The organism is Pristimantibacillus sp. Z349TD_6, from assembly GCF_056173205.1.
Window position 1 is genome coordinate 6394097 of the sequence record NZ_CM149662.1, and the last position, 20562, is coordinate 6414658.

Sequence of the window (20562 nt, forward strand, 5' to 3'; positions counted from 1 at the left end):
TTTAATTTACAATGTTTCACAATTGCCTCATCTGTTTTATTATTTAGATGCTTCGCTCCATACACAAAAAAGCCCGCGCAGCGCACGGACTTAACAACGATCAGCCTTTGTGGAACTAAAATCATATTTTTCACCTATCAACCCTCGTTATACAGGTGTACCTTGATGGAAAAACATTTGCCAGTTTCCATCTCTAAACTTCCAGATTGAGCTGCGCAGCGTATACTGCACTTTTACGTGATTGAATATTCGGTATGTAGTTAACACAGTATCATTAGCTAGTTTATGAATTTCAAAATCCTCCAGCGTCATGTTTACGATACCAATTCCCTCTTCACCAATACCATCGCTCCTGCGCCAAACGATACCTGAGCTGCCAAATTCAAAAAAATCATCTGCAAGCAGCTTTAACAATGCTCCGCGGGATGTACGAGTTTCCGGCTTTAACAACTCATTCTCGAGTTCAAGCAGCTGTTTCTTTAAGGAAGCTTCACTTTCCATTATCCTTCCTCCCTAAAATTGCTGTTCTATCGATTTCCACAGGTTCGATAACTTGGAATAAAAACCGTGTATCGTTTAAATAATCTCTTATATACGCCTGAGCATACGGCTGTTCTGCAATTAAACTGGCTGTTTCTCTTGGGTCTGAGGCATGATGGCAATAATTCTCGATCATGAACATGACGAAAAAACATTCAAGCCTCTTAACATAGTCCGTTTCCAGCTTTCTTACGCTCTCGTAGCCTTGAATAAACAGCCAGCGATGCTTCGGATAAAGCTCTAATAGCGAGCCTGCCATATCGTACAGAAAATAACCAAAACCGCATCTGCCAAAATCAATGGGATACGGCAGATCCTCGTTAAAAACGATGTTGCCGCTATGCAAATCCGCATGAATGAGTCCGTAGTTATCTCCGCTTCGTTCCATTGCAGCCAGTTCCGATATGATTTTCTCAGCCGCTGCTTGATACGAGCTCCATGCCTCACCCGATAAAAAACATCCATAATACTGTTCCAGCTTAGCCATTTGACGACTAAAGCTCTCTGCTCCCCAAACAGGACGAACAAAATCAGAAGTTGGGACAAAATTTGCAGCCGCTTTGTGAAGCCTTCCCATCATGGCACCCATAAGCTGAACCGTATGATCCGAAAACTCCACGCTAGCGTGCTCCCCATCTACCCATCGCATCAGAGTAACATACGGACGATGATAGCCCGCTTCCGTATCGATCTGCAAAACATAAGCGCCGCTGCAGCTTGCCAGTGCTTCTGGCACATACAAATCTTCCGATTTATTTAAGGCCTGAAGCAAAGCAAGCTCTGAACGAATTTCCTCTATGCTGAGTCGATCCGAATGAATTCGAAGCAAATATTTTTCCGCTGTACCTGTCTCAATTTTATATGTGATCGTGTCGGATAGCTGAACAAATTGAATGCTCACCCATTCCAAGTCATACTCCAGCAGTGCCGATAATGCAACTTTTCTCGCTCGAGCTAGCAGTGATATCCTATTCTCATCTGTATCAAAACGAAAAAAATCAATCATATCTTATCCCCTTCAACGGCTCTAACCACTATTTTCATTGTTCTTGTCATTATAATGGCTATCATGCCGTGAACCTAAGTAATAAACATTTAGAAATCATTTAGTACACAAAATCACTCCATTATCTGCTCAACGATAACAGAGGTTTGTGATTCCATATTTGCGCGTAAATTATTCATGCATATTCATATAAAACTAACAAAAAAACGCCATTTCAGGAGCCGCCAACCCCATTCGCGGTAAGCAGTACTCCTTCTATTGGCGTTTTCAATAAAACTTATAACAAATCAGCTTAATGCTTCGCCGCCATTTGCTTAAGCTCTGAAAGCAATTGATCAAGCTGAGCATATTCTTCTACCATCGTATGAATCTTCATATCCTGTGTTTCCATGCTGGCATGGACCTCTTCAACAGAAGCCATATTTTGTTCCGTCGTAGCTGCGATATTGAGCATTTCACTCGACATGCTCGCATAACGCTCATGCAATTCATTGGCAGAGCTGCCAACTGAATCGGAATGCCTTTTTACAAGCTCCGTATTCTCGTTTATCTGATCAATAAGCTTCTCAACCTGCAAAGATACATCTCTGCTCGTTGTCACTGCCGCTTGGCCACTTTCAACTTGCGCATGTACAGCACTGATTTGTGAACGAATACCTGTCAAAATTTCAGATATTTCATTCGTCGCCGCTCTCGCATTATCTGCAAGCTTGCGCACCTCGCCTGATACGACAGCAAAACCTCTGCCGTGCTCTCCTGCGCGAGCTGCTTCAATCGCAGCATTAAGCGCAAGTAGATTCGTCTGCTCAGCAATCGTACTAATCGTTTCTACAATTGAGCTTACACGATCATTTTGCTCATTGAGTTCAATCATCATGTCCACGGTATGTGTAATGATAGAGCGAACGCTTTCTACCTCTGACGATAACACAGCCATTTTCTCCCGATTGTTCTCCGTCAAATCTGCATTAACCGTAGAAAATTGCTTCAGCTGCTCCGTACCTTCCAAAAGCGTTTTAACCGAAGTATCAATGACCTGCGAGGATTCACTAATGTTCATAATAGTCCCTGTCTGCTTCTCGATCGCAGCCGACATTTCGGAGAACGTTGCCGTTACCTCTTTCGATATTTCTCCAGTGGAACGAACCGTCAGCTGCTGGCTGCTGCTGAACTCCGTTAACACAATAATAGAAGAGTTTAGTTTAGCGAGCAGCGCCTCTGCCATATCCTTAGAAGCTAAAGCTTCCCGCTGCTTGTCTGTTACCTGCCGCTGCAATTTGCCGCTGAAGCCAGCTGAGAATGCGAGTGCAACGGTAGCAAATAAGAGATACAAAAATAAATAAACAAGCGATTCGTTAGGGAATAGCTTAGGCTGCAGCACAGGATCAAAGAATAAATATGTGCTTACTGCCGCTCCCAAAACACCTGTCAAAATAATCGGTCTATAGTCTGCGTAAAGAGTAATGATTGCAAGATTTACATAAACTAAAAAGTACGTGCTCACAATAGGATTCGGATCCGATACAATTAATAAAGTAACGATAATGGTCAATATAAAGGGTACAAAAAATTTAATAGATTGTGTAAAAATGCCACGGTATGTCATGAAAGTAGCTGCACCGCACAAAAATATACCGACTCCCGCAAGAAGAAGAACCATCTTTGCATCAAGCCCAATAGCAAGATCTGTAACGATCCCGAGAGCAAGCAAACTCCACAGGATTTTTATTAACAATCGATTCCGTTTGTCTAGTTCTGTTAATTCTTTTTTCATGACATTTCCGCCTTTTCTGAGTTAACTCATGTTTTCATACGTTTAAACGGTACGTCCAGTTCCTCCTGCACCGTTTGCAGCCAAAACCGCTTCTTGCGGATAGACGAGCCATTCATAACTATTTTTGTTGCGATACATCTTTTCCATATCGAACAATACGGGAATGACGTCATCTCCCTTATAGAACACCTTCTCTCCTACTTTTTCTAATGGTACTTGATATGAAATACGAAGTGCCCTCATAAATTTCGGCTCAAGCAAAGAGACAAAATATTTCAGCTGCAGCTTCTCTGCTATGTAGACTGCCGACGAGAGCAAATCTGAGATATGCCTTCCTCTATAGGATCGGAGCAGTGCAATTTTGTCAATTTCAGCTACAGCGTCGCCTGCTTCAATAATTTTCGGATGCGTTTGAAACGGACCTGCATCGTTAATGGAGCTTGAAGTCAAGGAATAGGGCTTAATTTCAGATGTCCCTACATAATGTCCTTCCTCTGTCACAATGACGAATCTCTCAAGAGTGTGTTCAGAAAATTCAAGTTCAAAACCTTTCTCCATCCAGACGGTTGTCCAAATGCCGTTAAACATAGCCAGCTCCAGCTCATTCTCCACTCGTTTAAACATGATTTCTCTCCTCTATCTCTCTATTTTTGCGAGTTTCTACATAGGTGAAATAGGCAGGCAATTTTTTTATCGGAATAATTAACTCAATAATTAACCAATTTAAGAGAATAAATATATTAATTTTAAAAACTTTTCTAAAGCTTCTTCCAATTTTTCTTCTTACTAAATATAAACGCCCTCCTTCTCAATCTTTTTATATAAATTATTCCATGCTTTCGATTACTCAACCGTTCATATCACATAATTCCTAGCAAGTAAGTGAGAAATCGAAACAAATCGTAGCATCGTCTCCCTTTAATTGTCAATAGTTTCCTTATTGTTTTGTTTCAAAACGTTTGTTTTCGTTTATATATAATTAAGAAATTCAAACAACGTTGATCAACTTGATCGACAAATACAAATCGAGGAGAGATGACAAATGTCACGAGAAAACTCTAGTAACGGCGTATTGATTGGCGCAATCGTAGGAGGTGCTATCGGTGCTATTTCAGCTCTGCTGTTCGCACCAAAAACAGGTGCAAACCTGCGGGAGGATCTCTCCAACAAGTTCAAGACGATTAGCGAGAAGACAAAGGAAATTGCCACTACGGTGGGAAATAATACAAAGGATTTAGCTGCTACCGTTGGACAAAACACGAAGGATATAGCAACTAATATCAAAGAGGAAGCTGGCGACTTGGTAGATCACGCCAAAAAATCAAATCAGCATATTATGGATTCCATTTCCTCTGCTAAAGATGATGTCAAGGATGGACTTGCAACAACCGGGAGGTAATAAAATGAAAGACGAGGACGAGCTTGAATCAACTACAAATTCAATGGCACCTACAGAAGAAGAGATGATTAAGCTTGGCGAGGATATGGAGAACATGGAAACCAATGCGCAAGTCATTGAGAATGGCATGGTACCCGATCCGGTTCAATAACAATAAGGCTTATAACAAAAACCCCCTTTCCATCAAGATGGAAAGGGGGTTTTTAATATATTAAAAAAATAATAAAAGTGCTTTTACGTTCCAAATTCAGCGCTATGATCTGCTAAGAGTACCTTCAGTTTCTCAATCGCCCGCTTTTGTATACGAGAAACGCTCATCTGCGATACGCCAAGCTGATCGGCTATATCACGCTGAGATTGACCATTGTGATATGCAAGAATGAGTACCTTCTTCTCCTCTTCTTTCAGTTGATCCATCGCCTCCTCCAAGTCTAGACGATTATCAACATTCTGATAATCGTCCTTGTCTGAGCCAATTAGATCGCCTATAGTAGCAGCGCTTTCCCCTTCGCTTGATAATGGAGTATCAAGCGATACATAATGATAGGATTCGCGGCAAGAGAGTATCTCTATCGTTTCTTCCACCGAAAGCCCCAAATGAACCGCAATTTCTTCCATTTTGGGCGAGTGGCCGAGCTCGACGGTTAAGTGATCGATGGCTTGCTGAATCAGCAAGCCTTTTTCTTTAATCCGTCTCGGCACCTGGATATACCAAGACTTGTCTCGCAAATAGTTTTTCAAATGCCCGATAATGCTCTTCATTGCATATCCCTCAAATGGGATTTCACGCGAGCTGTCATACTGCCTAAATAAACGCAGCATAGACAGCTGACCGACTTGGTATAAATCCTCATAGAGATCTGGTCTGCTGCGCGACATCTTTGCAGCGGCCATCTTCACAATAGGCTCAAAATGCTGCAGCAATACGGTTGCAACTTCATTACAATTCGATTGCTGATACAATTTTATTTTTTCAATCATATGTTCTGGATCCAGGAAGGATGAATTTGCGTTCATGCCATCTCCTCTTTCCTACCAAATAGCTTGGTCAAAATTACCTCGGTGCCTCTCTCAGAAAACACTTCCACTTTATCCATCAATGCATGCATCATAAACAGCCCAAGTCCACCAGCCGTTACTTCACTTAGTTCTTTATTGTGCAGAGACTCGGTTTTACTTGCGGATGGCTCATATTTAAAGCTCGTACCCTCGTCCTTGATGCGAATAGAAAGCCCTTCTTCCTCAAGTTCGAAGCTAATATCCACTACACCAGGCTGGCTGTTGCTGTACGCATGGAGTACAACGTTCGTACAAGCCTCGGTTACAGCAACCTTCATATCTTCAATTTCCTCATAGGAGAAACCTGCTTTGTTCGCAACGCCAAATAATGTAAGTCTAACAATATCAATAAATTCTGCTCTCGCCGGAATCGATAAACGAATGAATGAGTTCATAGTCGCTTCTGTCCTCTCTTCTATGTTCCTATTATAGCTTATATTTTCTTAACTTTATTCCATATCCTTATTGTGGAAATCGCACCATCGTATATCGTACTTATTAAGCTAGGTTCTGACGCTGGTTTCTTCTTGCCTTCACCTTTAATGGAAGCAACTACGCTTGCTGCCGATTCCTTAGCCGCTCCAGTAAATGAGTGCAAGGCGTGACCAAGATCATTGACAGATGCGAACAACACATCGAGCGAGCTTAGCTTCGTTCGTACATCTAGTGTCATTGCATTCGTATTATGAATGGCCTCCTTCACCTCAACACTAATTTGAGTCACTTCGGTTCGCAGCGAGCCAACGGTTTGCCTCATTTCATCGAGTGCACCTCGCAATACTTTCAACGTTTGAATTAGTGAATACAAGAGAACAAGAAAAGCAATCGCTATAACCGCAATACTGATTTGCATAAGTAGATCCATCGGTCATCACTTCCTTTTTTTCATTACATACCCGTAATTTCATTCTTTGAAACAAAAAGCGGTTTTTCTCATAATAGAGGTAGGAATATTCTATGCACTCATTCATGCTATAATAAAGAGAGACTGTTACTAGAATTCTTTCATATAAAGGAGTTTATTCTATTGGGTAATTTACGTTTCAAAATCCGCTCAAAGATTTTACTCGGCTATTTTCTGATCATACTCTGCTTGGGCGTTTCTATCCTTGTCGTCAGCGAGAGAATATCATCCTTACAAACAGAAATTGAGTCCATTACAAGTCGAGACATCGAAGTTCATAATTTGATTACCAGTATTCGCTATAATGTCGTAAGCATGGAGACTAGCCAGCGCGGTTATGTGATTACGGGCAATGACCTTTATTTAGAGCCCTATATTCGTGGAAAAAGCGAATGGGAAGCCAACTATAACGCACTGTACCAGTATTTATCCGACAATCCAACTACACTCAAAAGTATGGAAGAAATAAAACTGACCATACAAAATTGGATCGAAATTGCCGGTGAGCCTACTCTAACCATGCGCAAAAATAACGATACGCAAGGCATTATTGATTTCTTTAATGACGACATTGGAAAAGACCATATTGATTCGCTTCGGATACAGTTAGAAACCTTGCGACAAAATGAGATCACTTCAACGAAAGAGCACATTGCTGAATTGGAAAACCGAAATGACATACTCATTATTAGCTTGTATCTCATGCTGCTTATCGTGTCCGTTGTTGCTTTCATTATCGTTTCATTTGTTTCCGGCGCAATCGTCAAAACGATCCAACAGGTTGTGAAGACGATAAACGATATCGCATCCTCCGGAGGGGATTTATCCACTCGTATTAAAGTAAATACACGAGATGAAATTAAAGATCTCGCCGAAGCAACCAACAGTTTGCTTGATAATATAAACGATCAAGATTGGATCAAAACAAAAGTTGCCGAAGTGGCAACGATGAATCAAGGCATTAATGATACCTCAACGCTAGCCGATTCGTTTCTCACGAAGCTTGCTCCAATTCTAGGTGCTGCCTATGGCTTATTTTATCTCCGCCAAGGTGCAGGCGAGCAGCAGAGACTTGTGAAAATGGCTTCCTATGCAGCCCATGGCGACCAGTCTGGACTAGAAAGCTTCCGGTTGGGCGAAGGCCTTGTCGGTCAAGCAGCGCTTGAAAAACGTACGTTTTTGTTGAACACGGCTCCAGAGCATCCTATTAACTTAACCTCAGGTCTTGGAACGCTTCAGCCTAAGAGCATCCTGATCGTGCCTTTCGAGTATGAAGGCAAAGTAGTAGCTGTCGTTGAATTTGCTTCCACCGAGTCGTTCACTTCTCAGCACCTAAAGCTGCTTGAACAAATCGATACTCATTTTGGCGTTGCGATTAACAGCGTTGTTGGCCGAATGGAAATCGAGAGGCTGCTTAGCGAATCGCAAGTAATGACGGAGGAGCTTCAAACGCAAACCGAGGAGCTGCAGACACAGTCTGAAGAGCTTCAGATGCAGCAAGAGGAAATGCGCATGACTACCGAGCATCTAGAGGAACAGAATCTATTTGCTGAGCAGAAAACAAAGGAATTGGAAAAAGCAAAAGAAGAGCTTGAGGCCTATTCGGAGCAGCTTAAACAAAGCTCGCAGTACAAATCCAATTTCTTGGCTAATATGTCTCATGAGCTTCGTACTCCATTAAACAGCATCTTAATTCTCTCTCAGCTCCTTGCGGAAAATGAGAACCATACGCTTAATTCAGATGAAGAAGGGTATGCTAAAGTCATTAATACTTCCGGTAATGATCTATTAACGCTAATAGATGACATTCTTGATCTGTCTAAAGTCGAGGCAGGAAAGCTCATCTTGACGATGGATGAGGTAAACGTAAGTGAAATTCCTGAACATATGAAGCTGCTATTCCAACCTGTCGCTGAGCAGAAAGAGATAGCTTTCCATATTAACGTCAATGCTAATGTACCTCAATTGCTTTATACAGATGGTCAGCGGCTGCAGCAAATTTTGAAAAATCTACTGTCCAATGCTTTTAAATTTACGGAAAAAGGATCAGTTACTCTGAGCATCCAAAAGGCTGGCTCGCATGAAGTACAAAAACTTGTACCAGCACATATAAATAAAGACGTTTTGGCCATATCTGTAACCGACACCGGAATAGGCATTCCACTGGATAAACAGCAGCTTATATTTGAAGCGTTCCAGCAGGTCGATGGCGAAACGAATCGACAATATGGCGGAACAGGATTAGGTTTATCCATTTGCAATGAATTTACTAAGCTTCTGGGCGGCAGTATCGTCCTTGAAAGCTCGCCAAAAAAAGGGAGTACTTTTACTCTCTACGTACCAAGTCTGCCTGATATGGAGAAAGAACAGCTTGTATCCCTTAATCAAGAGGTTGCAGCAGCTTCAGAAACTGTGGTCAGCGATACCGCGCCTGATATTGCCGATCATAACATTTCTGACTTATCGGAAGATGAATGCACTCTATTTAAAGGGAAAAAGGTGCTGCTTGTCGAGGATGATTCCCGTAATGTATTCGCTCTCGTCAAAGCGCTTGAGAACAAAGCATTTAACGTAACCGTGGCAAGCAATGGTAGACAATGTTTGGACATTATAAAAGAACAATCCGACTTCGATATTGTGCTCATGGACATTATGATGCCAATTATGGATGGATTTGAAACGATGCAAATCATACGTCAGGATACTGAAATGAAGGATACGCCAATTATTGCGCTTACGGCGAAAGCGATGAAAAGCGATCGCGACAAATGTTTGGAAGCCGGCGCTTCCGATTATATTAGCAAACCTCTAAATATGGACCAGCTTTTCTCGCTGATGCGGGTATGGTTGACGAAGCAGGTGGGCAATTGACCAGTCAAGGAAATGAAGAAGCTGTAGATTATAATGAATTAACGCTCGATGATCTGGAACGAATCGAAATCGATTTATTATTGGATGGCATTTACCGCGTCTATGGTTATGACTTCCGCAATTACTTGCGTTCATCGCTTCGCAGACGCATTACGCATCGAATGAATCTTGAAGGCTTGCCTACGATCACCTCTCTCCTAGAGAAGGTGCTCCATGAGCCTGGATTTATTCATATATTGCTTAATGATTTCTCCATACGAGTAACGGAAATGTTCCGTGATCCAAATTTCTTTGCTGCGTTCCGCAAGGATGTTATTCCTTTTCTTAGGAACCTTCCTGAAATTCGCATTTGGCATGCGGGCTGTGCGACTGGAGAAGAAGTTTATTCGATGGCTATCCTGCTCCAAGAAGAAGGCTTGCTGGATAAAGCGAAGATTTATGCGACGGATATGAATGAGCATGTTATCGAGAGTGCAAAGCAAGGGAAGTTCCCACTCAAACGAATGCAAGGATTCACCAAAAATTACTTGCAGGCTGGCGGTACAAAAGAATTTTCCTCTTATTATACGACCGATTATGAGCATGCTTTATTCCATCCTTATATCAAAGAAAATTTGATGTTTGCCCAGCATAACTTGGCAACGGATCGTTCTTTCAATGAGTTTCATGTTATTTTGTGCCGGAACGTTCTCATTTATTTTGACCCGGATCTGCAAAGCCGTGTTCATACTTTGTTTTTTGAAAGCCTCGCTCTACAAGGCTTCTTGGCACTAGGCAATATGGAATCACTAATCTCGGTTCATAAAATCAAATACGAGGATTTTAATCAGTCAGAACGAATTTTCCGCAAAATAAGTAATTAGCTAAAGCTGCTTCAGCTCACGAAACAAATAAGAGCCAAAATCCTTTCCTAAGGATTTTGGCTCTTTCCGTTTTAACGTATGGATGATTTCGTTTGTCTCCTATCGGCTAATCGAAACCGAACCTGCTGCTTTAATTGAGGCACTAATCGTTAGTTTTTTCGCTAGGCCTTGCAGCTCCTCCGCCGTTCCCTCGAATGGCTTGTGAGCAAGGCATAATTGCAATAAAGCAGCTTTTGCTGCCTCTTCTGCGAGATATGCATCTTGCAAAATAAAGTGAGCAACCTGATAGGCGTATTGCTCAATCCCTTTTAGCTGCTGGAGCTTGCAAGGTGTTAGAATGGCTCTGCTCATAACATTTCCTCATCAATTTATTTTTCCGACGATTTCCAAATTGTTTAAATGTAAATTCTCCTTTAATTCTTCTGGTGTTTGCTTGTCATTACCGATTTCAACAACACGGCCAGTGTAGAGCAACTCCCCTGTTGCAAGATCGAGTACAGATGCTCCGGCAACATCTGCATGATTGGTCATAACGTATACACGATTTGATTTAATCAACGGGAATTTGATCTCGTCTACGTTCAACTGGTCTGCGGATAATTTGGCATAAGCTTGCTCGAATTTATTCGTTGATAAATGATAACGCGATAAGGTGATGTGTTCAGGTCCACTTTCTGCTACATAATATTCATCGCCCTGCAGACTCGTCCACGCTTCCTTAATAACTAAATTAGTCAATTCAGTCATTAAGCCCGTACGGTAGGAATAGGCATAATATTTCTCGCTTAGCGTTTCTGGCACCTTGTTCGCTTCTCGATCTTGTTGGCTAATTTTCTCTTCCCTTACAATAAAGAGTACTTTCTCGAGAGGAGTACTGTATTGGCCACTTGAATCCCCCATATGTCCAATTTGGATTTGAACATTTTTTTTATTGCTTGTGGACTTGATGCCCAGTGACTCGATATTCGTATTACGCCGCAGCTTCCCGCTTTTCATATCGATGACAAATATCTCGTACCTGCTGCTCTCGTTGTCGTAATCATATGTACTGACGAGCAAATGAATCTCTTCATCTACCTTTTGAACATCCACTAAATTCATATAATTATTGCTGAAATTGTTCACTCTTGTCGTTTTCACAGCTCTCGGCAGCTCATAAGTCACTTTAAGCTTCGATACTTTGTCTGTTGATTCTTCAAGCAGCTGCAGCTGAAATACCGCCATTGCGGCTTCTGAGCCCTTTTTTTCTGCTTTGACTTCTGCATAAATGACCCACTCCTCGTCCCTGTAAAAGCCTTGAGCATTAAGTTTACCCCGCATAAATGACTTATGGTCTTTTATCATTTGCTTAATGTCAGGCTGCTTATAGAACCACGAGTCTCCGCTAAGCACATTTTTACGCATATTTTCATTCGACCTGTAATATTCGCTTCCTTTGGAATTAATATTTAGAGCTTCGGAGCGTCTCTCTAAATATTGAGAGCCTGATAATTCGATAACAGCGCCTTCCTTGGCATCGCCTTGTATCGTTTCCAGCTTATAATCAGGCAAAAAATCTAATCTGCCATATGAATAATAAATGGCTATTCCGCTTACAACGAGCACAACCATTAAGATCGATAACCAATAACGTCTCATGAACATTCTCCTTACACCGTAATCTTTTTGGCCATCAGCCGCATGCCGAGCCACACCGAAATGCCGAGCACAAGAATGCACAGGGTTAGCCCAAGCGTAAATATTTCATAGGGATACAAATAACTATAGTACTGATCCATATACAAAAATAAAAATGGAGCTGCCACAACGAACACACAACCGACCAAATAAAGCACGCCATACAAAATGCCTAAACGGCGATAGCTTCGCTCCAGCAAAATAGCAGTAAACACAGCGACTACAACGATGGCTCCAAAGCCGTATAAATAAACAAACTGTTCAAACTGCTGCGGAATAAGCCATACAAGTGCTTGATTGCTGATGATTGCTTCAACGATATGGGAGTCTATTCGCTGATCAGCCGGAACGATGAGGTTGAATACGATATGCTGAACCTTGAGCAATAGTAATTGAAACGAAATAAACGCAAGAACGAACAGGAGAAATGCCGATATTTTGGCTAAATAAAGATTCCTTCTAGCCGTTGGCAGCATAAGCAATCGATATACAAAAGTAGAACGGCCAAACCAATCACGGTACCAGATAACAAAAACATATAAGGCAAGTACACCCATACAAAGGAACATCGGCAAAATATAACCCATCTGCGAGCTGAAAATGGCCCATTCAAACGATAAATATTGAGGAGAAAAACCACCCAGGAGACTCTTGTCTACAGTCTCTAACAACAGCTTTTCTCGAAATGACAATTCTTTGGTCGTCGCCCAAATGAGCGAAGCAAATTGGGTAATCGCAACAATTGCCATTAGAATAGCGAGCACCCAGCGAAAACGATGTACTTCCATATGAACAAGCTTCAAATAACGGTTCATCCTCGGTACACCTCTCTCATCACATCAATGACTGATTTCCCTTGCTCGCTGCGCATTTCTTCGCAGTAAAACGATTTGTTTATTTTACCGTTCTGCAATAAAATAGCTTTATCAATGAGCTGCTCCATCTCTCCGATTTCATGCGTTGTTAGCAAAACGCCACGCCCCTCAATCAATTCACTCGTAAACACGTCCACTATCGTTTCTCTGCTGAACAAGTCGATGCCCGAAAACGGTTCGTCCATTAAGATATAATCAGCATCTTGTCCTAATCCCAGCATGAGATTGAATTTAGCGGCAGTTCCTTTCGACAGGTTCCCGATTTTATCCGAATACTCCAGCTTAAAAAACTGCATGAGCTCACTTGCGCGTTTTGGATTCCAGCTTTCATAAAAGTCAGCCATAAACTTGATTGCATCGGATATTTTCATGCTGGTTGGCATCGTCAAATGATCGGGCACGAACGCTATTTTCTCATACAAGCTTGGACTTAAAAGTTGTTCATCAATAAGGATCGAGCCTGCCGATACTGGAGTCAGTCCCATGATTGCCTTCAGAATCGTTGACTTACCAGCTCCATTCACGCCGATAAGGCAAGCGATTTCTCCCTTTTGTACGGTAAAAGAAACGCCACTCAGAACATCGCGGCGTCGATACCGCTTATGTATATCTTTTACCTCAATCATGCTCCGGCTCACCTTCCTCATATTTGTTCTTTACCAGCTGCAGCAGCTCTTCGATAGGTACATCAATTTTGCGCACCGACGCCACAAAAGCACCTACCGCCTCGCCAATGAGCTCCGATCTTATTTGATTCAGCAGTTCTTTATCATTCGTAATTCGGCTAGGTGAGTTTCCTTCCGTAATAATCAATTGCTGCTCCTCCATTTCCTTATACGCTTTCTGTACCGTATTTGGATTAATTTTCATAAGCGTGCCCAGCTCCCTTCTGGAGGGAGTTTCCTGGCCAGCGGCAAGCTTGCCCGTTGCGATTCGTTCTTTAAAATGACGGACCACCTGCAAATAAACAGGGTCCCGATTATTGAACGCAACTTCCGTCCAGCCTTCTATCGTGTTCATAGTCATACCTCACATTCATCGCAAATGTGTATTACACGCGTAATACACTTCATAAGCGTATTATGCATGTAATACACTTGGAAGTCAATGGGAAATTAGACAATAAAAAAGAAGGGCTTTCCCAACAGTGGATACAGCTACACTGGAAATAGCGCCTCCTTTTTTATTTAGTAGACATTAGGCAGAATGAATCTCCGAGCGGATCGTTATCTTATTGGATATATAGCTAACGAACCCAGCAGCTCTTATCTCATCCATTAGTAATGAATTATACTTTTAACGAACTCCAGAATTGTTATTTCGAGGAAAATAGCTTATGACACCCTATAAAGCATGAAATAACGCCAATAGGATTCGTTAAAACTTCAGAACCTTAGTTTTCAGCATTATAAGCACATTACAGTTCGTTAGATAAGCGAGCTTGTGTGGATGTGGATCATTGCTTAGTCCTTTTCCATAAACAGAGGTTGCCTGAATGGGATGAGATCAGAAATTCGAGTCATTCTGAGGGATATAAGCTGCAAATAACAAGTGAAAAAAAGTGATGCAGCGAGGAACGTTATTTGCTGTCGCTCAGAAGTTTGACTAAAACCCACAGTGAATATGAGCAGGAAAAAAATAAGCAGGAATTCAAGCTATTTCTGCTTCGCAGCTGCTAATAGTATGCCTAGGCCGCGTTTTGCTTTCTCATGCTTACAACCAGTAACCCTGGATCGAAATTAAAAAAAGCGGTGCAGGAAAAATTCCTGCACCGCTTTTTTTATGTTTTTGTAACCTTAATCACACTAATCCTCTGCTGCTGCATCCAAATATTTGGTTAGGACGACTTCCGTACCATTCTCCAATGGATGAACTTCTACCTCGTCCATCAGCGCCTGCATTAAATAAATGCCTAGGCCTCCGACACGAAGCCCGCTAACGTCGGCTTCAGGGAGCGGAGCTGCTTTATCGAGTGCATCCGATAAAGGGAAAGCTGATCCACTATTCTTTACTTTGATCGTTAATCCCGTTTCAGTTGGTTCAAAGGAAACGTCGATAACCTCCTGAGCGGAGTTCTGAACGCCATGAATAACTGCGTTGTTGCAGGCTTCAGAAACAGCCACCTTCATATCTTCCATATCTTCATATGCATAACTCATCTTTGAGGCAATTCCGAATAGACAGATTCTGACCAGATCGATATAGTCCGCATGGGCCGGTATTTGTAAACGAATGGCATTCATGCTTGGGCCTCTGTCCCTTCTATTAAATATCTTGAAATGCCTGTGATGTCAAACAGACGCTTAACCGCGGAAGGAATATCCCGCACGAAAAACGGCGCTTTTAGCTCATCACGAAGTTTTAGCACCGAAACGATAATGCCGATTCCGGTACTGTCGATATATTTTAAATGTTTAAGATTTAGAATCAATGCTTTATCTTCGCGGTTCATAACCGGTTCCAGAGCTGCCCGCAGCTGCGGCACTACAGATAAGTCCAACTCTCCGCTTACATGAAGAATAATTTGATTTTGTGTCTCTTCTTGCTTGACTTGAAATTGCTCAGCTTTCATTCCATTCACTCCGCTCACTTTTGTTTAATAAATAGTATCAAGATCCTTCTCCTTGTACAAGCTGTACAAGTGAATTATTACATAGAGAAGCTGTGGAAGTAATGAATGGACGTCAGCTTCTGCGTATCCGCATCAATGAAAAGCTTTAATAAGGCTTCATCTCGCTCGAATACGATACCGTCCTCCGTCACATAATCGGGTTCCCCTAACGCATCCTTTACAGCATCTACTGTCGCTGCAACTTCACTTCCATCAATCAGCAGCGTTTTGGTATTCTCCGCCATTTCAACAGATTGTATGAACTCACCGCTAAAAATGACATTCATATTCGGGTATTCATAGGTGATCAGATCGGTTAAATCCGGGTCCGCCGTTTTGCTTTTTGGTTTACCCAGCTTCTGAATCACAAGGCTTGGATCATCATAAAGCGTGATGCCGTTAACCGTTTGAAGCGTAAATTTTGGTTTCTTTGCCTTCACAACCGGTGTTGATTCTGCTGCATAGGTAACTTCGGTTACAGTAGAGGGAGATGCAGAAGCGATTACAATTTCATGAGTTGCTTCCTCAGCCTTTATCGCCTTCACTGGGCTTGAAGCAGTCACTGGCGAATACGTTGCGGTGACCTGTCCAATATCTCCCGTGTATGCGAATATACCTCCGATTAAACAACCAATAAGAATAAACGTCCTCATAATTATCTCCCTCCTATGCGGGATTGTCGAGCTTCCTTTTGCTTATACTTACATATAAACCGTTCGGATTGCTTTGAAACAGGTTAAACAGATATTTTTAAAATATAATGATATCTCCAAGCCGGAAATTTATTTGGTTTCAATCATGACTAAGCATATATCGTCCTTCTGGCTGACACTCGCATGCTCCGATAAAAATGCACTGACCATTTCCGCATGCTCACTCGCATCTTCTTTTATTAGCTGTTCGACAAGCATATTAAGCTTATCCTCTTCTTTATCTCCAAGAGATTCACTTAATCCATCCGTATAAAGAACGATCTTCATATGATCCTCGTAAGAGATGCTGCCCTTATGGATGTCGATATTTTCAAACAGCCCAATCGCACAGCAGCCTGCAGTCAACAAGGTTGTCTCGTCGCCAATTAGTACTTTTCCCGGAGGATGTCCGGCATTTACATATTCAATGACCCGCTTATTCGTATCCAGTACTAAATAAATGGCGGTAAAATAATAATTAAGCAGTTCTTCCTTCTTATACAGCTGGTTCATATACCGATTCAGCTCGCGCATAACAAGACTTGGATCGGTAATATGCGTAATTGTATCCTTAAGAACCGAGGAGATATACATGCAAACCAATGAAGAAGAAATGCCATGTCCCATCATATCCAGCAAAATAACACCGTAACGATTCTCATCAATCGGGTACCATGCGTAGAAATCGCCCGCAAGCTCCGAAGAAGGCTGATATACAGCACTTATCGCCACATGATCATCGTTGATCGGCTGGCTTAATACATTTCGTTGCACCTTTTTGGCTAGCTCCAGCTTTGCTTTAATCTGCCTGTCTCTTTCTTTGTGCCAATCAATTTCACGCTTGAGCCTTAAAGCAGAACGAATCCTAGCGAGCAGCTCCATCTTGTTAATCGGCTTCATCACGTAATCACTGGCACCGGCATCAAGCGCTTCCGCCATCTTGCTGGAATCGCCAAGCGCAGTAACAAAAATAATCGGAACATCCTTATAGCGCTCCACCTGCAATATTCGTTTGCAAGCTTCTAAGCCATCGATCTCCGGCATCATCATATCCATCAAAATCAAATCTACGTTTGATTCAGTCGATAACGTACAATCAATGTCCAGCATCGTATAAAGCTCTTTTGCCGAGGACGCGATCTTCAAATTTTTATAACCTTCTTTATTTAAAATAGCTTTAATAATAATCTGGTTAGTAGCATTATCATCTACAATTATAATACTCATATGCAGGCTCCTTTAGCTCCAATAACTACTACTTATATTCTGAGCGTAAGCGGTAGTAGAGTCAAATTTTTATAAGTAAAATTACCAAGCAGCATATTAACTTATAAGCTTACTTATAAAATTGAAACTTAGCTTTCTAATAAAGGGCCTACCCTCGCGGATAGGCCCTGATTGAATTCTTGGTAGTTGTGGTGCCTGTTGTTAACCCATGTATTGAGGGTAGTAGTATACGGCAGGGTCAAATTCTTCACCTGTATATTCTTTACCGCCCCATGCGATGACCAAGATTTTATCCTGATCCATCTCGCGCTCAAGACGCTGTGACTCTTGCTCCGAAATACCAAGTGATCTCATCTTCGCCCGCAGCTCATCTCCGGTCGAGCGGAAAATGTTTGCGATCGCCGATCCTAGACCTTCTTCGGAAATGCCGATTTTCTCAGCGTCCGTGTTGTCAGCAATACGATTTGTCCGGTCCTTGTCATGCGTCAGTACAAAAATTTTGTCCTTCGCATAACCTTCCGTTTGAAATTTATAAACCTGCTCTTGCACCTCGACAGCGTTGTTTACCGTGTGTACCTTCGTATTGGATAAATGGTTCATAATAAATTCCTCCTCAGTTTTTGTTTGGAATCGTTTTGTTTAAATTAGTGTTGTTCTACTTTGTTAGATGAAGTTAACTGACTCGTCTTCTACCAACGATGAGAGAAACAATAAAGAGAATAACGAATACGACGAATAATATTTTTGCTATCCCGGCTAATGCGGAGGCAATGCCTAGAAATCCGAAAATGCCTGCGACAATGGCAAAGATGAAAAATAATAATGCCCATCCTAACATCGGAATCATCCTTCCTTTGAAGCTGTGTTTTTGTTGATTGGTTAATTTGTTAACTTGTCATGTTATTAACCAGCCTATTGACCTTTGAAACAACCCATTCTCAGACTTCCGAATTGAAAATAGGGCTATTAATGAAGAAATAAATAATCCGTTTTTTCAAATGTTTCAGAAGCTCTGGAATAGGTTAAGAGACTACACCAAAACAAATCGATAATAGAAAAGGCTGGTGATGATCGATGGAAAAGCAGCGTATACACGTTAATGGCATCGATTTAGTCTATGAAGAATGTGGCAGTAGTAAAGGAGACGTCATTGTATTGCTCCACGGCTTTTGCGGCTCATCTCAATACTGGCAAAAAATCTGTCCTGTATTAGGTGATCAATATCGCGTCATCATCCCTGATCTCCGCGGTCACGGCGGTTCATCTGCTCCTGAGGGCCCGTATACAATGGAGACTATGGCCGAGGATATTGCAGCACTTTTGGAAGCACTTGCAATTGAGAAGGTTGTTATGTTCGGTCATTCCTTGGGCGGTTATGTAACAGCTGCCTTTGCAGAGAAATATCCGGACAAGCTCGCAGGTTTTGCCCTTATCCATTCGACTGTGCTTCCCGACTCCGAGGTTACAAAGGAGAAACGTGATACAGATATTGAAGCGATTCACGAAAAAGGCATTTCAAAATATTTGTACAGCATCATTCCTAATCTATTTACCGATGATAAAGTCGGAGAAATGCGCGACGAGGTCAATCAGCTAATTGGAGTAGGTCAGGAAATGGAGGCGCACGCTGCTATCGCTACATTAGAGGGGATGAAGATGCGTCCCGACCGCAGCCATGTGCTGGCAGAAGCCAAATACCCTATTTTGCTAGTAGCAGGCGCAGAGGATGGTGTCATTAAACCTAATGATACGTTCACGGTTACGAGTCTGGATCAACCTGAAACGACGTTCAAATACCCTCATATTCTGGAGACAACATTCGAGGATGTCGGACATATGAGTCTTATGGAAGTATCCGATCAGCTAGCGAGAGTGATGTCGACGTATTTGAAAACGCTATTAGAGCGTGAGAAAACGAGAACTGAAGCAAAAACGGAAAATGCCGCAAGCAGCTAAGTTATCTTTTTTCACTACAAACTGTTTCATATCATGCTAAGCGGGGTAAATAAGAATAAGCAGGTAACCCCCTATCTACCTGCTACAAAATAACTGGAGGTGCTAGTTACTATGAGTAGTACGAATACTTCTTATCGAACGGGAGAAATTGTTAAGCATGCTGGGAACTACATTTCAGAATCAGGCAAGAAAGATAAGCTCCAAAAGGGAGAAAAATTCCCTGCTTGTCCTATTAGCGGTAATGAAACAACTTGGAGTAATGCCGATTAGCGCAAAATAAACGTATGGAACCATATTGAAGGGCTGTCTCAGAAGTAGTTTATCTACTTTTGGGGCAGCCCTTCTGGCATTTTAAATTTATGCTTACGCACTTGTATACTTGTATGGTAGTATGGTAGTGTGAAGATGAAAGGAATGAGCCGATGGATTACCATGTACGTCAACAGCCCCTATCCACTAGAGACTCCGTTTATATGCAGCTAAGAGAACAGATTTTGAAGCTGGAACTGCCGCCTGGAACAGCTCTTTCAGAGAATGAGACTTCCATTTTGTTCAAGGTCAGCCGTACTCCCGTGAGGGAAAGCTTCCTTAGACTCGCTCAAGAGGGTCTTGTTCAAGTGCTTCCACAGCGGGGAACACTCGTTTCATTAATCGACACTGCACTCGTAGAGGAAGCAAGATTTATGCGAGAGCATCTAGAGAGGGCTGTCATTCGGTTAGCGTGCAGCCATTTTCCAGCGCCCTACCTTCTCGAGCTTCAGAACAACCTTCACCTTCAGCAGGAAAGCATTCACAACAAAGATAACCAAAGTATGTTTTCGCTTGACGAAGCCTTTCATCGCATCTTATTTGAAGGCTGCAGCAAGAGCAACACCTGGTCGAATATGCAGCAAATGAATGGGCATCTCAATCGAAGCCGTATGCTGCGTCTAGTGGATGATCTCCACTGGGAAAATCTTTATGCGCAGCATCGCATGATGGCAGAAGCTGTAGAAGCTCAAGATGCGGATACTGCTGAACGGCTCATGACGGAGCATCTTACTCAGAACATATCCGATCAGGCCGTGCTTAAGGAAAAGTATCCTCATTACTACAAATAAAACGGGAG

General features: G+C 42.1%; 25 protein-coding genes. 7 read left to right on the plus strand and 18 right to left on the minus strand.

Annotation, left to right across the window (positions count from 1 at the left end):
• Positions 1-147 precede the first annotated feature (147 nt).
• From AC0VYE_RS27795 to AC0VYE_RS27810, 4 genes are all read right to left on the minus strand, one after another.
• Positions 148-501 (minus strand): nuclear transport factor 2 family protein, encoded by a 354-nt coding sequence (locus AC0VYE_RS27795; protein ID WP_475443833.1) that lies wholly within the window; start codon positions 499-501, stop codon positions 148-150.
• Entirely contained in the window at positions 491-1546 is a 1056-nt protein-coding gene (locus AC0VYE_RS27800) for a phosphotransferase enzyme family protein (protein WP_475443835.1), read from the minus strand. Before AC0VYE_RS27800 ends, AC0VYE_RS27795 begins: the two co-directional genes overlap by 11 nt.
• A gap of 292 nt (positions 1547-1838) precedes the next feature.
• Positions 1839-3320 (minus strand): methyl-accepting chemotaxis protein, encoded by a 1482-nt coding sequence (locus AC0VYE_RS27805; protein WP_076269042.1) that lies wholly within the window; start codon positions 3318-3320, stop codon positions 1839-1841.
• Between the two features lie 42 nt (positions 3321-3362).
• Positions 3363-3944: a hypothetical protein gene (locus tag AC0VYE_RS27810; RefSeq protein WP_076269043.1), complete on the minus strand. Its 582-nt coding sequence runs from the start codon at positions 3942-3944 to the stop codon at positions 3363-3365.
• Between the two features lie 418 nt (positions 3945-4362).
• Here AC0VYE_RS27810 and AC0VYE_RS27815 point away from each other — a divergent pair, with 418 nt between their 5' ends.
• Together AC0VYE_RS27815 and AC0VYE_RS27820 are read left to right on the plus strand one after the other, a co-directional pair.
• Positions 4363-4719 carry a YtxH domain-containing protein gene (locus AC0VYE_RS27815; RefSeq protein WP_076269044.1) on the plus strand — a complete coding sequence of 119 codons (357 nt, stop codon included), beginning with the start codon at positions 4363-4365 and terminating at the stop codon, positions 4717-4719.
• A gap of 4 nt (positions 4720-4723) precedes the next feature.
• Entirely contained in the window at positions 4724-4870 is a 147-nt protein-coding gene (locus tag AC0VYE_RS27820; protein ID WP_179089826.1) for a hypothetical protein, read from the plus strand.
• Between the two features lie 83 nt (positions 4871-4953).
• Here the strand turns inward: AC0VYE_RS27820 and AC0VYE_RS27825 are convergent, their stop codons facing one another.
• The 3 genes from AC0VYE_RS27825 to AC0VYE_RS27835 are packed head-to-tail and all read right to left on the minus strand — an operon-like array spanning position 4954 to position 6643.
• Positions 4954-5736, minus strand: a complete 783-nt coding sequence (locus AC0VYE_RS27825; RefSeq protein ID WP_475443838.1) for a sigma-70 family RNA polymerase sigma factor — start codon at positions 5734-5736, stop codon at positions 4954-4956.
• Positions 5733-6173, minus strand: coding sequence for an anti-sigma B factor RsbW (rsbW, locus tag AC0VYE_RS27830; RefSeq protein WP_076269046.1), 441 nt, complete (start codon positions 6171-6173; stop codon positions 5733-5735). The genes AC0VYE_RS27825 and rsbW (AC0VYE_RS27830) overlap by 4 nt, the downstream gene beginning before the upstream one ends.
• Positions 6174-6211: 38 nt before the next feature.
• Complete coding sequence (locus AC0VYE_RS27835; RefSeq protein WP_076269047.1) at positions 6212-6643, minus strand: DUF948 domain-containing protein; 432 nt, start codon at positions 6641-6643, stop codon at positions 6212-6214.
• A gap of 162 nt (positions 6644-6805) precedes the next feature.
• On the opposite strand from AC0VYE_RS27835, the gene AC0VYE_RS27840 reads away from it, so the two are divergent.
• Both AC0VYE_RS27840 and AC0VYE_RS27845 read left to right on the plus strand, forming a co-directional pair.
• The gene (locus AC0VYE_RS27840) at positions 6806-9553 is read left to right on the plus strand and encodes an ATP-binding protein (protein WP_475443839.1); all 2748 of its coding nucleotides are present in this window, start codon (positions 6806-6808) and stop codon (positions 9551-9553) included.
• The gene (locus AC0VYE_RS27845) at positions 9526-10416 is read left to right on the plus strand and encodes a CheR family methyltransferase (RefSeq protein WP_475443841.1); all 891 of its coding nucleotides are present in this window, start codon (positions 9526-9528) and stop codon (positions 10414-10416) included. Before AC0VYE_RS27840 ends, AC0VYE_RS27845 begins: the two co-directional genes overlap by 28 nt.
• 99 nt (positions 10417-10515) lie before the next feature.
• Here the strand turns inward: AC0VYE_RS27845 and AC0VYE_RS27850 are convergent, their stop codons facing one another.
• The 11 genes from AC0VYE_RS27850 to AC0VYE_RS27900 all read right to left on the minus strand — a co-directional run bounded on the left by AC0VYE_RS27850 (position 10516) and on the right by AC0VYE_RS27900 (position 18336).
• A complete protein-coding gene (locus tag AC0VYE_RS27850; RefSeq protein ID WP_076269050.1) occupies positions 10516-10767 on the minus strand; it encodes a hypothetical protein in 252 nt (83 codons plus the stop codon).
• A gap of 12 nt (positions 10768-10779) precedes the next feature.
• A complete protein-coding gene (locus AC0VYE_RS27855; RefSeq protein WP_475443844.1) occupies positions 10780-12054 on the minus strand; it encodes a hypothetical protein in 1275 nt (424 codons plus the stop codon).
• A gap of 11 nt (positions 12055-12065) precedes the next feature.
• Positions 12066-12908 (minus strand): hypothetical protein, encoded by an 843-nt coding sequence (locus tag AC0VYE_RS27860; protein ID WP_475443846.1) that lies wholly within the window; start codon positions 12906-12908, stop codon positions 12066-12068.
• Complete coding sequence (locus AC0VYE_RS27865) at positions 12905-13594, minus strand: ATP-binding cassette domain-containing protein (RefSeq protein ID WP_475443848.1); 690 nt, start codon at positions 13592-13594, stop codon at positions 12905-12907. The genes AC0VYE_RS27860 and AC0VYE_RS27865 overlap by 4 nt, the downstream gene beginning before the upstream one ends.
• Entirely contained in the window at positions 13587-13988 is a 402-nt protein-coding gene (locus tag AC0VYE_RS27870; RefSeq protein WP_076269054.1) for a GntR family transcriptional regulator, read from the minus strand. The genes AC0VYE_RS27865 and AC0VYE_RS27870 overlap by 8 nt, the downstream gene beginning before the upstream one ends.
• 785 nt (positions 13989-14773) lie before the next feature.
• Complete coding sequence (gene rsbW, locus AC0VYE_RS27875) at positions 14774-15211, minus strand: anti-sigma B factor RsbW (protein WP_475443851.1); 438 nt, start codon at positions 15209-15211, stop codon at positions 14774-14776.
• Positions 15208-15540 (minus strand): STAS domain-containing protein, encoded by a 333-nt coding sequence (locus AC0VYE_RS27880; RefSeq protein WP_076269057.1) that lies wholly within the window; start codon positions 15538-15540, stop codon positions 15208-15210. Before AC0VYE_RS27880 ends, rsbW (AC0VYE_RS27875) begins: the two co-directional genes overlap by 4 nt.
• A 77-nt stretch (positions 15541-15617) precedes the next feature.
• Positions 15618-16232 carry a hypothetical protein gene (locus tag AC0VYE_RS27885; RefSeq protein WP_475443853.1) on the minus strand — a complete coding sequence of 205 codons (615 nt, stop codon included), beginning with the start codon at positions 16230-16232 and terminating at the stop codon, positions 15618-15620.
• 129 nt (positions 16233-16361) lie between these two features.
• Positions 16362-17498: a SpoIIE family protein phosphatase gene (locus AC0VYE_RS27890; RefSeq protein ID WP_475443855.1), complete on the minus strand. Its 1137-nt coding sequence runs from the start codon at positions 17496-17498 to the stop codon at positions 16362-16364.
• A 201-nt stretch (positions 17499-17699) separates the two neighbouring features.
• On the minus strand, positions 17700-18098 hold the full coding sequence (locus tag AC0VYE_RS27895; RefSeq protein WP_076269060.1) for a YflT domain-containing protein: 399 nt from the start codon (positions 18096-18098) through the stop codon (positions 17700-17702).
• Positions 18099-18171: 73 nt separating this feature from the next.
• A complete protein-coding gene (locus tag AC0VYE_RS27900) occupies positions 18172-18336 on the minus strand; it encodes a DUF1328 domain-containing protein (RefSeq protein WP_076269061.1) in 165 nt (54 codons plus the stop codon).
• Positions 18337-18572: 236 nt separating this feature from the next.
• On the opposite strand from AC0VYE_RS27900, the gene AC0VYE_RS27905 reads away from it, so the two are divergent.
• From AC0VYE_RS27905 to AC0VYE_RS27915, 3 genes are all read left to right on the plus strand, one after another.
• Positions 18573-19454 carry an alpha/beta fold hydrolase gene (locus AC0VYE_RS27905; protein ID WP_076269062.1) on the plus strand — a complete coding sequence of 294 codons (882 nt, stop codon included), beginning with the start codon at positions 18573-18575 and terminating at the stop codon, positions 19452-19454.
• Positions 19455-19565: 111 nt separating this feature from the next.
• Positions 19566-19724, plus strand: a complete 159-nt coding sequence (locus tag AC0VYE_RS27910; RefSeq protein ID WP_179089827.1) for a hypothetical protein — start codon at positions 19566-19568, stop codon at positions 19722-19724.
• A gap of 152 nt (positions 19725-19876) precedes the next feature.
• Positions 19877-20554 carry a GntR family transcriptional regulator gene (locus tag AC0VYE_RS27915; protein ID WP_076269063.1) on the plus strand — a complete coding sequence of 226 codons (678 nt, stop codon included), beginning with the start codon at positions 19877-19879 and terminating at the stop codon, positions 20552-20554.
• Positions 20555-20562: the final 8 nt, after the last annotated feature.